15 protein-coding genes are annotated in these 12,567 nt (G+C 63.5%); 8 read left to right on the forward strand and 7 right to left on the reverse strand.

What is annotated here, in order from left to right; genetic code table 11:
- Positions 1–64: 64 nt before the first annotated feature.
- On the reverse strand, positions 65–1,564 hold the full coding sequence (locus tag AC2FNJ_RS02315; RefSeq protein ID WP_496762091.1) for a CoA-acylating methylmalonate-semialdehyde dehydrogenase: 1,500 nt from the start codon (positions 1,562–1,564) through the stop codon (positions 65–67).
- 104 nt (positions 1,565–1,668) lie between these two features.
- Between AC2FNJ_RS02315 and AC2FNJ_RS02320 the strand changes: the two genes are divergently transcribed.
- From AC2FNJ_RS02320 to coaD, 3 genes are all read left to right on the forward strand, one after another.
- Complete coding sequence (locus AC2FNJ_RS02320) at positions 1,669–2,571, forward strand: LysR family transcriptional regulator (RefSeq protein WP_496762092.1); 903 nt, start codon at positions 1,669–1,671, stop codon at positions 2,569–2,571.
- Positions 2,572–2,631: 60 nt separating this feature from the next.
- Positions 2,632–3,069, forward strand: coding sequence for a CBS domain-containing protein (locus AC2FNJ_RS02325; RefSeq protein WP_496762094.1), 438 nt, complete (start codon positions 2,632–2,634; stop codon positions 3,067–3,069).
- Between the two features lie 105 nt (positions 3,070–3,174).
- A complete protein-coding gene (gene coaD, locus AC2FNJ_RS02330; RefSeq protein ID WP_496762096.1) occupies positions 3,175–3,666 on the forward strand; it encodes a pantetheine-phosphate adenylyltransferase in 492 nt (163 codons plus the stop codon).
- Here the strand turns inward: coaD and gap (AC2FNJ_RS02335) are convergent.
- The 3 genes from gap (AC2FNJ_RS02335) to gap (AC2FNJ_RS02345) all read right to left on the reverse strand — a co-directional run bounded on the left by gap (AC2FNJ_RS02335) (position 3,598) and on the right by gap (AC2FNJ_RS02345) (position 5,964).
- Positions 3,598–4,662: a type I glyceraldehyde-3-phosphate dehydrogenase gene (gap, locus tag AC2FNJ_RS02335; protein ID WP_496762097.1), complete on the reverse strand. Its 1,065-nt coding sequence runs from the start codon at positions 4,660–4,662 to the stop codon at positions 3,598–3,600. The two genes, coaD and gap (AC2FNJ_RS02335), sit on opposite strands and share 69 nt — an antisense overlap.
- 83 nt (positions 4,663–4,745) lie before the next feature.
- On the reverse strand, positions 4,746–4,889 hold the full coding sequence (locus tag AC2FNJ_RS02340) for a hypothetical protein (protein ID WP_496762099.1): 144 nt from the start codon (positions 4,887–4,889) through the stop codon (positions 4,746–4,748).
- A gap of 73 nt (positions 4,890–4,962) precedes the next feature.
- Positions 4,963–5,964, reverse strand: a complete 1,002-nt coding sequence (gene gap, locus AC2FNJ_RS02345; RefSeq protein ID WP_496762100.1) for a type I glyceraldehyde-3-phosphate dehydrogenase — start codon at positions 5,962–5,964, stop codon at positions 4,963–4,965.
- Between the two features lie 183 nt (positions 5,965–6,147).
- On the opposite strand from gap (AC2FNJ_RS02345), the gene AC2FNJ_RS02350 reads away from it, so the two are divergent.
- Together AC2FNJ_RS02350 and AC2FNJ_RS02355 are read left to right on the forward strand one after the other, a co-directional pair.
- Positions 6,148–7,119, forward strand: a complete 972-nt coding sequence (locus AC2FNJ_RS02350; protein WP_496762102.1) for a DUF808 domain-containing protein — start codon at positions 6,148–6,150, stop codon at positions 7,117–7,119.
- A 114-nt stretch (positions 7,120–7,233) separates the two neighbouring features.
- The gene (locus AC2FNJ_RS02355) at positions 7,234–7,566 is read left to right on the forward strand and encodes a GYD domain-containing protein (protein ID WP_496762104.1); all 333 of its coding nucleotides are present in this window, start codon (positions 7,234–7,236) and stop codon (positions 7,564–7,566) included.
- A gap of 70 nt (positions 7,567–7,636) precedes the next feature.
- Here the strand turns inward: AC2FNJ_RS02355 and tkt are convergent, their stop codons facing one another.
- Positions 7,637–9,658 carry a transketolase gene (gene tkt / locus AC2FNJ_RS02360; RefSeq protein ID WP_496762105.1) on the reverse strand — a complete coding sequence of 674 codons (2,022 nt, stop codon included), beginning with the start codon at positions 9,656–9,658 and terminating at the stop codon, positions 7,637–7,639.
- Positions 9,659–9,894: 236 nt separating this feature from the next.
- On the opposite strand from tkt, the gene AC2FNJ_RS02365 reads away from it, so the two are divergent.
- The 3 genes from AC2FNJ_RS02365 to AC2FNJ_RS02375 are packed head-to-tail and all read left to right on the forward strand — an operon-like array spanning position 9,895 to position 11,398.
- Entirely contained in the window at positions 9,895–10,650 is a 756-nt protein-coding gene (locus tag AC2FNJ_RS02365; protein ID WP_496762107.1) for a hypothetical protein, read from the forward strand.
- The gene (locus AC2FNJ_RS02370; RefSeq protein WP_496762108.1) at positions 10,650–11,045 is read left to right on the forward strand and encodes a cell division protein ZapA; all 396 of its coding nucleotides are present in this window, start codon (positions 10,650–10,652) and stop codon (positions 11,043–11,045) included. Before AC2FNJ_RS02365 ends, AC2FNJ_RS02370 begins: the two co-directional genes overlap by 1 nt.
- Entirely contained in the window at positions 11,042–11,398 is a 357-nt protein-coding gene (locus tag AC2FNJ_RS02375; protein WP_496762109.1) for an MliC family protein, read from the forward strand. The genes AC2FNJ_RS02370 and AC2FNJ_RS02375 overlap by 4 nt, the downstream gene beginning before the upstream one ends.
- 6 nt (positions 11,399–11,404) lie before the next feature.
- Here the strand turns inward: AC2FNJ_RS02375 and grxD are convergent, their stop codons facing one another.
- Positions 11,405–11,770 carry a Grx4 family monothiol glutaredoxin gene (gene grxD / locus AC2FNJ_RS02380; protein WP_496762111.1) on the reverse strand — a complete coding sequence of 122 codons (366 nt, stop codon included), beginning with the start codon at positions 11,768–11,770 and terminating at the stop codon, positions 11,405–11,407.
- 494 nt (positions 11,771–12,264) lie between these two features.
- Complete coding sequence (locus tag AC2FNJ_RS02385) at positions 12,265–12,507, reverse strand: BolA/IbaG family iron-sulfur metabolism protein (protein ID WP_496762112.1); 243 nt, start codon at positions 12,505–12,507, stop codon at positions 12,265–12,267.
- Positions 12,508–12,567: the final 60 nt, after the last annotated feature.

The raw sequence follows: 12,567 nt of genomic DNA on the forward strand, positions 1-12,567 counted from the left end.
GAAAAACCCCGGCCGGTCGGCCGGGGTGTCTCCGATGGTCGCGGGCGACGGTGCCGCGGCGGGTTCAGTCCATCGCCTTGAAGTTGAACTCGCCGCCTTCCTTGATGCCCGAGGGCCAGCGGGCGGTCACGGTCTTGGTCCGGGTGTAGAACTTGAAACTGTCCGGGCCGTGCTGGTTCAGATCGCCGAACATCGACTTCTTCCAGCCGCCGAAAGTGTGATAGGCCAGCGGGACAGGGATCGGCACGTTGATGCCCACCATGCCGATGTTGATGCGGCTGGCAAAGTCGCGGGCGGTATCGCCGTCGCGGGTGAAGATGGCGGTGCCGTTGCCGTATTCATGGTTCATGGCAAGTCCCAGCGCCTCTTCGTAGGAACCGGCGCGGACGGTGCTGAGGACCGGGCCGAAGATCTCGGTCCTGTAGATGTCCATGTCGGGCGTCACCTTGTCGAACAGGTGCGGGCCGACAAAGAAGCCGTCCTCGTAGCCCTGCAACGAGAAGTTGCGGTTGTCCACCACCAGGTCCGCGCCCTGATCGACGCCGGACTGGATCAGGCCGAGAATGCGCTCCTTGGCGGCGCCGGTGATCACCGGGCCCATGTCCACGTCATCGCCGGCGGTGTAGGGGCCGACCTTGAGCTTTTCGATGCGCGGCACCAGTTTCTCGATCAGCGCATCGGCGGTTTCCTCGCCCACCGGCACGGCGACGGACACGGCCATGCAGCGTTCGCCCGCCGCGCCGAACCCGGCTCCGACCAGCGCGTCCGCGGCCTGGTCGAGATCGGCGTCGGGCATGACGATCATGTGGTTCTTCGCCCCGCCGAAGCACTGCGCGCGTTTGCCGTTCGCGGTGGCGCGGGCATAGATGTACTGCGCGATCGGGGTCGAGCCGACGAAGGACACGCCCTGGATGATCTCGCTGTCGAGCAGGGTATCGACCGCTTCCTTGTCGCCATTCACCACCTGGAACACGCCCTCGGGCAGTCCGGCTTCGACGAACAGTTCCGCCAGCATCAGCGGCACCGAGGGGTCGCGTTCGGACGGTTTCAGAACCACCGCGTTGCCGCAGGCCAGCGCCGGGCCGACATGCCACAGCGGCATCATGGCCGGGAAGTTGAACGGCATGATCGCGGCAACCACGCCCAGCGGCTGGCGCATGGAGTACATGTCGATGCCGGGGCCGGCGCTGTCGGTGAACTCGCCCTTCAGCATCTGCGGGGCGCCGATGCAGTATTCGATCACTTCCAGCCCGCGCTGCAGGTCGCCCTTGGCGTCCGGCAGGGTCTTGCCGTGTTCGCGGGACAGCGCCTCGGCCAGCTTGTCCATGTCGCGGTTCATGAGACCGACCATGGCCATCATCACGCGCGCGCGCTTCTGCGGGTTGGTCGCACCCCATTCGGGTTGCGCCGCCGCGGCCTTTTCGATGGCGGCGGTGGTTTCAGCCGCGCTGGCCATCGGGCATTTCGCCTGCACTTCGCCGGTCGCGGGGTTGTAAACGTCGGAAAACCGGCCGGACGCGCCAGCGACCTGCTTGCCGTTCACGAAATGGGTCAATTCCTGCATCTCAGACTCCTCCGGTGACTTTGCGCGCACCATAGGCTTGCAGAAATCAACTGAACAGAGGCAATATTCCAAAGTGGTTTTGCAGAATTGCAGGTGCGTCGGGGATGGAGCCGAATTGGGACGACATGAAGGTATTTCTGGCCGTCGCGCGGCAGGAAAGCCTGTCGGGGGCGGGCAAGCAGTTGAAACTGGATCCGGCCACGGTCGGACGGCGCATTTCACGGCTGGAATCCGCCCTGGCCGCGCCGCTGTTCACGAGATCGCCCCAGGGATATGTGCTGACGGCCGCCGGGGAGCGGTTGCTGACGCACGGGGAACAGGCCGAAGAGGCGATGCGCGCCGCTGCGGGCGCAATGGCCGGGCCGGCGGAAAAACTGTCGGGCCAGATCCGCATCGGTGCGCCCGATGGCAGCGCCAACTACCTTTTGCCGCAGGTCTGCGCGAAAATCAGCGACTCCAATCCCGACCTCGACATTCAGATCCTAGCGCTGCCGCGGATCATCAACCTGTCCCGGCGCGAGGCCGACATGGCGATCACCGTCAGCGCGCCGACGGCCGGGCAGTTGCTGGTCCAGAAGATCACCGACTACAAGCTGCACATGGTCGCGACGCGCGGCTATCTGGCCGCGTTCCCGCCGATAGCGACGCTGGAGGATCTGAGCGGGCACCGGATGATCGGTTACATCCCCGACATGGTTTTTGACAGGGAATTGGACTACTTGAACGACATCGGCATCGAGCGGGTGGCCTTGTCCTCGAACTCGGTTTCGGTCCAGTTGCGGCAGGTCTCGCTTGGTTCGGGCGTCTGTGTCGCGCATGACTTCACGTTGCCGTTTCATCCCGAGCTGGCGCGGATTCTGACGCGGGAGATCAGCCTGACGCGCAGCTTCTATCTGGTCCGGCACCTGGGGGACAAACGCAACGAACGACTCAACCGATTTGCCGAAGCGTTGAGCCGTGGCATCCGCGACGAGGTTGCGCGGCTCGAGGCGCTCGCTTCTGCTTGACAGGGCGGGGCAATCCGGCAACGCTTTGTTAAAGGTAATGATATTCCGGAGGTGTGGCATATGCTCGTACAGGCCATTTTGAAATCCAAGGCAACCTCGGAGGTGGTTACCGTCGGCTCTTCGGCAACCGTATCCGAGGCCGCAAGGATCCTTGCCGAGAAACGGATCGGCACGGTCGTGGTTTCGGATGACGACGGGCAGACGGCCGCCGGGATCCTGTCCGAGCGCGACATCGTCCGGGAACTCGCGGCCAGCGGCAGCGGCTGTCTGACGCAGCCGGTCAGCGCCTACATGACCAGCGAACTGGTCACATGCACCACGCAGTCCAGCGTTCAGGACATCCTGTCCCAGATGACCGAGGGGCGTTTCCGCCACATGCCCGTGGTCGAAGAGGGCAAGCTGGTCGGCATCGTGACGCTGGGCGACGCGGTCAAGGCGCAACTGACTGAACTCGCCATGGAAAAGGACGCGCTGGAAGGCATGATCATGGGGCACTGACCCCTCCCGACCGAAAACCCGGGACGCGCCGGCCGGGGCGCGCCCTTGCACCCGCAGCAAAGATGTGTTTGCCTCCGCAGAAATATTCTTGCGCAGGAGAGCGTCATGCGGGTGGGTTTGTATCCCGGCACCTTCGATCCGATCACCTTGGGCCACATCGACATCATCCGCCGCGCGGCCGCTCTGGTGGACAAGCTGGTGATCGGCGTCGCGATCAACCGGGACAAGGGTCCGCTCTTCACGCTGGAAGAACGTGTCGCGATGATCGAAGCGGAAAGCGTGCATCTGTCGGAACAGACCGGAACCGAGATCGTCGCGCATCCGTTCGAAAATCTGCTGATCGACTGCGCCCACGACGTGGGCGCGCAGATCATCGTGCGCGGTCTGCGCGCCGTGGCGGATTTCGAGTACGAGTTCCAGATGGTCGGCATGAACCGTGCGCTGGATGATACGGTGGAAACCGTGTTCCTGATGGCCGATGCACGGCGTCAGGCCATTGCCTCGAAACTGGTCAAGGAGATTGCGCGCCTAGGCGGGGATGTGTCGAAATTCGTCACGCCGCGCGTTAACCAGGCTCTGACCGACCGGCTTGGATAGCGCGCCCATCCGCGCGGCGGTGTCGAGCATCCGGTTGGAAAACCCCCATTCGTTGTCGTACCAGGCGAGCACGCGCACAAGGGTGCCGTCGGTCACGGTGGTTTCGGACAAAGACACGATGGAACTGTGCGGATCGTGGTTGAAATCGACCGACACAAGGGGGCGGGTCTCGACCGCGAGCACGGCCGGAATGCGTTCGGCCGTCCGGGTCAGCAAGGCGTTGACTTCGTCAACCGATGTCGGACGGGCCACTTCGACGACCAGATCGACGACCGAGACGTTCGGGGTCGGCACGCGGATCGCCTGCCCGCTGAGTTTGCCCGCGAGTTGCGGCAGAACCAGACCCACCGCGGCTGCCGCGCCGGTGGTGCTGGGAATCATCGACAAGGCCGCGGCGCGGGATCTGTAGGGGTCTTTCGTCGCCGTGTCATGCACCGGCTGACTGACCGTATAGGCGTGCACGGTCGTCATCGATCCGTGCCGTATGCCCAGCCCGGCATCCAGCGCTGCCGCAACCGGAGCCAGGCAGTTGGTGGTGCAGGACGCGTTGGATACGATCCGGTGCTCGGCGGTCAGTTCGGCATCGTTGACCCCGAAGACCACGGTCTTGACCGGCGTATCGCCCCGCGCGGGAGCCGAAATCAGCACCTTGCCCGATCCATTCTCGAAATGGCGGGCGGCGGTCTCGTATGTGCGGAACACGCCAGTGCAGTCCAGAACCACATCCACGTCGGACCAGGCAAGGTCTTCGGGGTTGCGCTGGCTGCTGAGGCGGATCGGGCCGCCACCGACATCCAGATGGTCCGCGGTCAACTCCACGGGTCCGGCATAGCGCCCATGGACGCTGTCGAATTCGAAGAGATGCGCGTTGGTCTCGGCCGGCGCCAAATCGTTGATCGCCACGATCCGAACATCGTCGCGGCGGCTTTCCATGGCGGCCTGCAACACTCCGCGTCCGATGCGTCCAAATCCGTTGATCGCAAGATTGAGTGTCATGGCCCGCTCCTTCGTATCTTTCCGCCGTGGAAGGTTAGCGCTAACATGAGGATTATTGGCAAAAAGTCAAGCGAAAGCTCCGGCTAGCGCCAGAACGCCAGCCAGTCGAGCAGGGCGAAGAGCTTTTTGCCGAGAAACAGAAGGTGTTCGGGACCGAACAGGGCATAGTCGAGCATGACCGCTCCGAGCAGGAGAACCAGGAACCAAATGGCGATCTGGTTTGTCATTGGGGGTCCGGAACAGGTTTCGCCCGCCCAGATAACCCGAGCGGGCGTTTTCTTTCAAGGAGTTGGATGAAATTCAGCCGAGTTTGCCCATGGCCACGGCCACGTCGGCCATGCGGACCGAGAACCCCCACTCGTTGTCGTACCAGGCCAGTACGCGCACCAAACGGTTTTCGACCACGCGGGTCTGGTCCGGGGCGAAGATCGAGCTTTCCTCGGTGTGGTTGAAGTCGGTCGAGACCAGCGGCGCGGGTTCATAACCCAGGACGCGCTTCATCGGACCTTCGGCCGCTTCCCGGACGATCGCGTTGACCTCGTCGACGGTGACGTCGCGGGCGGCGCGGAACGTCAGATCGACGGCCGAGACATTCGGGGTCGGAACGCGGATGGCCGATCCGTCCAACCGTCCCTTGAGACGCGGCAGCACCTCGCCCAGCGCCTTCGCCGCGCCGGTGGTGGTCGGGATCATCGACATGGCAGCGGCCCGTGCGCGATAGAGGTCACTGTGGCGCCGGTCGAGCGTCGGCTGGTCCCCGGTATAGGCGTGGATCGTGGTCATGATGCCCTGTTCGATGCCGATGCCTTCGTCCAGAACCTTGGCCAGAGGGGCCAGGCAGTTGGTGGTGCAGGAACCGTTCGAGATCATCCGGTCGCCGGGTTCGAGCCGATCCTCGTTCACGCCGAAAACAATGGTCTTGTCCACGTTCTTGCCTGGGGCGGACAGCAGCACTTTTTTCGCGCCGCGTTCCAGATGCACCTTGGCCTTGGTGCCGTCGTTGAACTTGCCGGTGCATTCCAGCACCACGTCGCAGCCGTCCCAGTCCAGCTCGTTCAGATCGTAGGTCGAAAACATCTGCATGTCGCCGCGGCCCAGGTTCATGGTGCCGTCGCCGATGGTGACGTCGCCGGGAAAGCGGCCATGGACGCTGTCATACTTGATCAGGTGAGCGGCGGTTTCCAAGGGGCCGGTGGCGTTCACCTTGATCACTTCGATGTCGTCGCGGCCCGATGCGGCGATATGAGCGAGGGTGCAGCGGCCGATACGGCCAAAACCGTTGATGCCAACCTTGATGGTCATATTGCGACTCCGAAAGACGAAAAACTTGCTGGCCGTATAGACGGGCCTTGCGCCGGCAAAAAGGGCAAAAAGGCCGCAAAATGAACATGTTAGCGCAAACCTTGTCCGGTTGCGCTAACGCTTGCGCTAAGCTTTGGATCGGGTAGGGTTCGAGGGCGGCGGGTTGAACGGAAGGATGTGAGGATGAGCGGTCTTCTGGCCTTGTTGGACGATGTGGCGGGCATCGCCAAGGTGGCGGCGGCGTCGGTGGATGACGTGGCCGCAAACGCGGCCAAGGCCAGCGCCAAGGCTGCCGGGGCCGTGATCGACGATGCGGCGGTCACGCCGAAATACGTCCAAGGTTTCGCGCCGGCGCGCGAGCTGCCGATCATCTGGAAGATCGCCCGGGGCTCGATCCGCAACAAGCTGCTGATCCTGTTGCCGGTGGCGCTCGCCCTGTCGAATTTCGCGCCCTGGCTGATCGCGCCGCTTCTGATGCTGGGGGGGGCCTATCTGTGCTTTGAGGGGGCGGAAAAGGTCTATCATGCGCTGGTGCCTCATGACCACACCCACGTGTTCAAGGAGGACGAACCGGGCGATCCCCTGCATCTGGAAGAAAAGAAGGCGGCGGGGGCGATCAAGACAGACTTCATCCTGTCGGCCGAGATCATGACCATCATCCTCGCCGCGATTCCGCAGAGCAGTTTCTGGATGGAGGCGGCGACCTTGGCCGTGGCCGGGGTGGGCATCACGGTGGCGGTCTACGGGTCCGTTGCACTGATCGTGAAGGCCGACGATGTCGGGCTGTTCGTCGCGCAGAACGGTCGGTTCGGTTTCACCCGCGCGATGGGGCGCGGGGTGGTGCGGGCCATGCCAGGTTTCATGCGGCTGCTGACGATCATCGGAACCGCGGCGATGCTGTGGGTCGGCGGATCGATCGTGGTGCACGGGTTGGAGGAACTGGGCTATGGCTGGCTGGGACATCTCATTCACGATTGGGCCTATGCCGTGGGGCACGCGGTGCCGAAACAATGGGCGTCCGTCGTGGAATGGCTGGCGAAGGCGACCATGGATGGGGTTTTCGGACTTGCCCTCGGACTGCTCCTGATCCCTGTCGCGACCAATGCGGTCGCACCGCTTGTTGCAAGGTTCGGGTCGGAGAAATCTCCGCACTGACGCGGGCTGGGCTCTCAGGTCCGGCGCATCGGTGCGCCATCCGCGCTTCGATGATATGATCGGGTGTGCGCGAAGTTTGGTGAGCGTCGCACGGTTCCGTTTTGGGAGGAGCGTATGGCACTGTTCATGTTGATGGCCCGGTACACACCGGACGCCTTGACGGCAATTGTCGAAGGAGAACTCAACCGCGAAGAGATGGCGCGCAAGGCGGTTGAGGCCGCGGGCGGGAAACTGGTGGGGCTTTACGGCCTGATCGGACAGGACCATCACATCGCCTTTATCTGCGATGTTCCGAAGACGAGCGATTACCTGGCTGTCGAATTGGTCGCAAACGTCTTGGGGTCCAACGAGGACATCAAGACAATCCCGCTCTATGACTGGAACGATTTCAAGGACGCGCTGGAGACGTTCGAAAAGGTGAAAGAGGTCTATTCGCCTCCGGGATAGTTCTGCGGATTGAGACAGAAAACGCCGACCCCTTCAGGATCGGCGTTTGTTTTTCGACAGGTAGTGCCGGTCAGCCCAACAGTTCTTTCACTTTGGCGACCGTGGCTTCGGCGGTGATCCCGAAATGCTTGTAGAGATCGCCTGCCGGTGCTGACGCGCCGAAGCTCGACATACCGATGAAACCTGCCTTGGCCTCGCGCCCGCGCTCGCCCAGAAGCCAGCGATCCCAACCGCCGGCGCGCACCGCCGCTTCGATGCCGACGCGCACGGGACCGGCCGGCAGCACGCGTTTGCGATAGGCTTCGTCCTGCTCGGCGAACAGCTCCATGCAGGGCATCGAGACCACGCGGGTGCCGATGCCTTCGGCCTGAAGGGCTGCGCGCGCCTCCAGCGCGATCGAGACCTCGGACCCGGTGGCGATCAGGATGGCCCGACGCTTGCCCTCGGCTTCGGCCAGAACATAGGCGCCCTGCGCGACCAGGTTCTTGGCCTTGTGCTCGGTCCGGACGGTCGGAACGCCTTGGCGCGTCAGCGACAGGACCGACGGGCTGGATTTGAAGGTCAGCGCCAGTTCCCAGGCTTCGGCGGTTTCCACGGTGTCGGCGGGGCGGAACACATAGGTGTTCGGTGTTGCGCGAGAGATGGCAAGGTGCTCGACCGGCTGGTGGGTCGGCCCGTCTTCTCCCAGGCCGATGGAATCATGCGTCATGACGAAAACGCTGGGGATCTTCATCAGGGCCGCCAGGCGCATCGAGGGGCGCGCATAGTCGGTGAACGCCATGAACGTGCCGCCATAGGGGCGGATGCCCCCGTGCAGGGCCATGCCGTTCATCGCCGCCGCCATGCCGTGTTCACGGATGCCGTAGTGGATGTAGCGCCCCTTGCGGTTTTCCGGCGCGAAGACGCCCAGATCGCCAGTCTTGGTGTTGTTCGAGCCGGTCAGATCGGCCGAGCCGCCGACGGTTTCGGTCATTACCGGGTTCACGACGCTCAATACCTTTTCGGACGAGGCGCGCGTGGCGAGTTTGGGCTGTTCCTGCGAAACCTGTTTCTTGAGCGCGCGGATCACGCCGGCGAGTTTCCTGGGCGCTTCGAAGGCGTAGGCGCGGTTGAACTCGGCCTGTTTGCGCTCGGACAATTGGGCAAAGCGTTCTTCCCAGGCTTTGCGCTCGGCTGCACCGCGGGCGCCGATGTCCTCCCAGGCGGACTTGACCGAAGCCGGAACCTCGAAGGCGCCGTGGGGCCAGTTATAGGCTGCCTTGGCCGCTTTCAGTTGCTCCTGATCGGTCAGTGCGCCATGGCCTTTTGCCGTGTCCTGCGCGGCATGACCCAGCGCGATGTGACTTTCGCAGGCGATCATCGTGGGCTTCCTGGAGGCCTTGGCCTGCGCGATGGCTGCGTCGATCGCAATCGGGTCGTGGCCATCAATTTCGATGACGTGCCAGCCCGAGGCGGCAAAGCGCCTCACCTGGTCGGTGCGGTCGGCAAGGTCCACCGGCCCGTCAATGGTGATGTTGTTGTTGTCCCAGAACACGATGAGTTTGCTCAGTTCATGGCGACCCGCCAGGGTGATGGCCTCCTGGCTGACGCCCTCCATCAAGCACCCATCGCCCGCGATCACGTAGGTGTAGTGATCGACGATCTTCTTGCCGTAATGCGCGCGCTGGATTTCCTCGGCCATGGCAAAGCCGACCGCGTTGGCGATGCCCTGGCCCAGCGGGCCGGTGGTGGTCTCGACGCCGTCGATCAGAAAGTTCTCGGGGTGGCCTGCGGTACGGGCGCCAAGCTGTCGGAAGTTCTTGATCTCGTCCAGCGTCACATCCGCATGGCCGGTCAGATAGAGCAGCGAGTAGATCAGCATCGAACCGTGCCCGGCCGAAAGGATGAAGCGATCCCGGTCAGGCCAGTTCGGGGCCGAGGCATCGAACTTGAGGTGTTTTTCGAACAAGACGGTGGCAACGTCGGCCATGCCCATCGGCATGCCGGAATGGCCGGAATTGGCGGCGGCGACAGCGTCGAGTGTCAGGGTGCGGATAGCCGCAGCCTTGTCCCAGTGTTCGGGATTGGCATTGCGCAGCGCAGTCAGGTCCACGGGCGATGTTCCTTTGAGTTACGGCGGATTGCGCGCTCAATACCATTCAACCCTCAAAGTGCAAGCGGAACCCGGCGCAGTGGCCGGCACACGCGTCAGCTGTGCGCTGCAAGCCGTTGAAAGCAAAGGGGGGGTATTTTCCGCCCCGTTTGGTTAGACTAGTGCTATGGGCGGCCGGCTCCGATTCGGAACCCCGGTACCAACTAAACCAACTCTGGGCAGAAGGTGGCAGAGGCATGAGCCAGATCCAGGAATTGCACCGGCGCATCACCGCCGCGATGGAGCGGATCAGCACGGGCGTCGAGGCGCTGGGTGGACAGATGCCGGCAAATGACGGCCAGGATCCGGGGCTGAGAGAGGCACTGCGCGAGGAAAAGCTTGCCAATGCCCAGCTGGAAGAACGGCTCAAGGCCCTCAAGGAGCGTCACAGCGCCGAGATCGAGGCGCTGCGCGCCGAAATCGGTGCGGGCGAGGACGTGGGCGAGCTCAAGCAGCAGTTGGCCAAGACCACGGCGAGGCTCCGGGCCGCCGAAGCCGCGCTGGAGGACAATGGCGACAATGACCGGCTTTCCGCCGAAAACGCGGCGCTGCGCCAGAAGCTCGAGGCAGTGGAGGATGCAGAACCTCTCAAGGCCGAGATCGCCGCTCTCAAGGCGGAACTGGCCAATTCGGAACGTGTCGCGGAACTCAGCGCCGAACTCGAAATGCTGCGGGCGGAGCGGGTGAGCCACGGCGAGGCGATGGCGCGGCTGGACGGCGATTTGCAGCGGTTGCGCAAATCCAACGAGCAACTGCGCGAAACGATCGCGCAACTCAAGGCCGCCGCCGAATCCGGCCTTACCGATCCCGAACTGCTCAATCGCGCGACCGAAACGGAACTGGAGGCGCTGCGGGCCGTCCGTGCCACGGATGCCGCCGAGGCGCGCGCCGTGCTGGCGCGGCTGGAGCCGTTGCTGGCCAATGCCAATCTGGCGGAAGGGGAGGTGGAATAATGCCCGACGTGACCATTCACATCGGCGGGCGGGCCTTTGAGGTGTCCTGTCAGGATGGCGAGGAATCCTATCTGCTCGCAGCGGCCAAGATGCTGGATGACGAGGCCCAGGTTCTGTCCGATCAGATCGGCCGGATGCCCGAGGCGCGGATGCTGCTGATGGCTGGCCTGATGCTGGCGGACAAGGCGGCGGCGGCCGAGGACCGGATCAAGGCGGTCGAGGCGAAGCTGGCCGAACGGGATGCCGAATTGCAGCAGCTCCGCAATGCGCCCGCGCCGCAACCGGAGCGGATCGAGGTGGCGGTTGTGCCGCCATTGGTCACCGAGACCTTGGCCGAACTTGCCGCCCGGGCCGAGGCGCTGGCCGCGCTGGTCGAGGAGAAGGCGTCAGGATGAAGGGTTTGATGGCCCGGGCAGCGATGGGAGCGGCCGCCTTGGCCGCTGCGTCCTACGCGCAGGCCGAACCGGACTACATCTCGGTCACGTTCACCTGCGAACGGGGCGTTGACGTGCCGGTGACATATGTCCGAGCAGGTTCCGGCACCGGGTTGGCCCTCATGATGATCGACGGCGAGCTTGTGGTGCTCGAACAGGCGCCCAGCGGTTCGGGAATACGGTATGTGTCGGCCGGGGACGGCGGGCGGTATGTGCTGCGTTCCAAGGGCCGGGACGCGACGATCAGTTATGAACCCGCCGGCGATAACACCGGCGAGCAGATCGTCCTGAAGGATTGCGTGAGTCCTGAATAGGCCGGGTCAGGAGGCGTTCGCCTCGCGGATCTTGTCGGCCGCGTCCTTGCTGTAGCTGACGCCGTTTTCCTCGAACAGGGTGTCCAGTTCGCCCGAGAGCGTCATTTCGGTGATGATGTCGCAGCCGCCGACGAATTCGCCCTTGACGTAGAGCTGCGGAATCGTGGGCCAGTCGGAATAGTCCTTGATGCCCTGCCGGATCTCGTCGTCGGCGAGAACGTTCACATCCACATATTCGACGCCCATGTAGTTCAGCACGCCGGCCACGCGGGAAGAGAACCCGCATTGCGGCATTTCCTTGGTGCCCTTCATGTAGAGCACCACGTCATTGGCCTTGACGGTTTCGTCGATCCGGTTCTTTGCGTCGGTCATCTCGCGTTTCCTTGTCCTTTGCGCTGCGGCGGCTCGTCATCGCGGTCGGCTGAGGGTCCGCCAGTTACAGTCGTCAAGCCCAGATCTTCTGCCCGTTTCCGTGTAACGGGGTCAAGATCCGAGCGTTCCACCCCGGCAACCCTGTGCACATCTTCCAGATCGGGGCGCATGTCCGACAGGGGGCGTCCGGCGTTTCATTTCACATAGGCTTCGATCAGGGCGGCGGCAACCACAAGGGCCGCAAGCGAAGCACCGATCCAGATCGGCCAGGTCATCATTGTTTCGGAATCATGCCTTTCGAGTCGTGCGGGCGGTCGCGGGTTGCACCAGTTACCCTGGGATGGCCGCCGCCGGTCTTGGCCGGTAGCCCCCGAGAAACAGTGCCATACGGATCGGCGCCGCGTGTCGTTCCAGGTCAAGCGCCATGCGAAAGTTCCGGATCGAGCCTGTCGCGGCAACTGGGCCGCAGGTCAGGGCCATCCAGACCGACGGGGTCATTCAGGCACTTTCGTCGTCAAGGCCAGCGCGTGCAACTCACCATTGCTGCCATCCATCTTGCCCTTGAGGGCGGCATAGACCGCGCGCTGCTGCTGGACCCTGTTCTTGCCGCGAAAGCTTTCATCGATCACTTCGGCGGCATAGTGATTCCCGTCGCCGGCCAGATCGGTGATGGTGATCTTCGCCTGTGGAAAGCTTTCCCGGATCAGCTTTTCGATTTCATGGGCTTCCATGGCCATGTGGGGTGTCTCCTGATGTCTTGAGCAAGATGTAGAGTGATGCGGCAGACCGCGCAAGGG

The sequence above is a fragment of the Ruegeria sp. BHSB196 genome, from assembly GCF_059613135.1.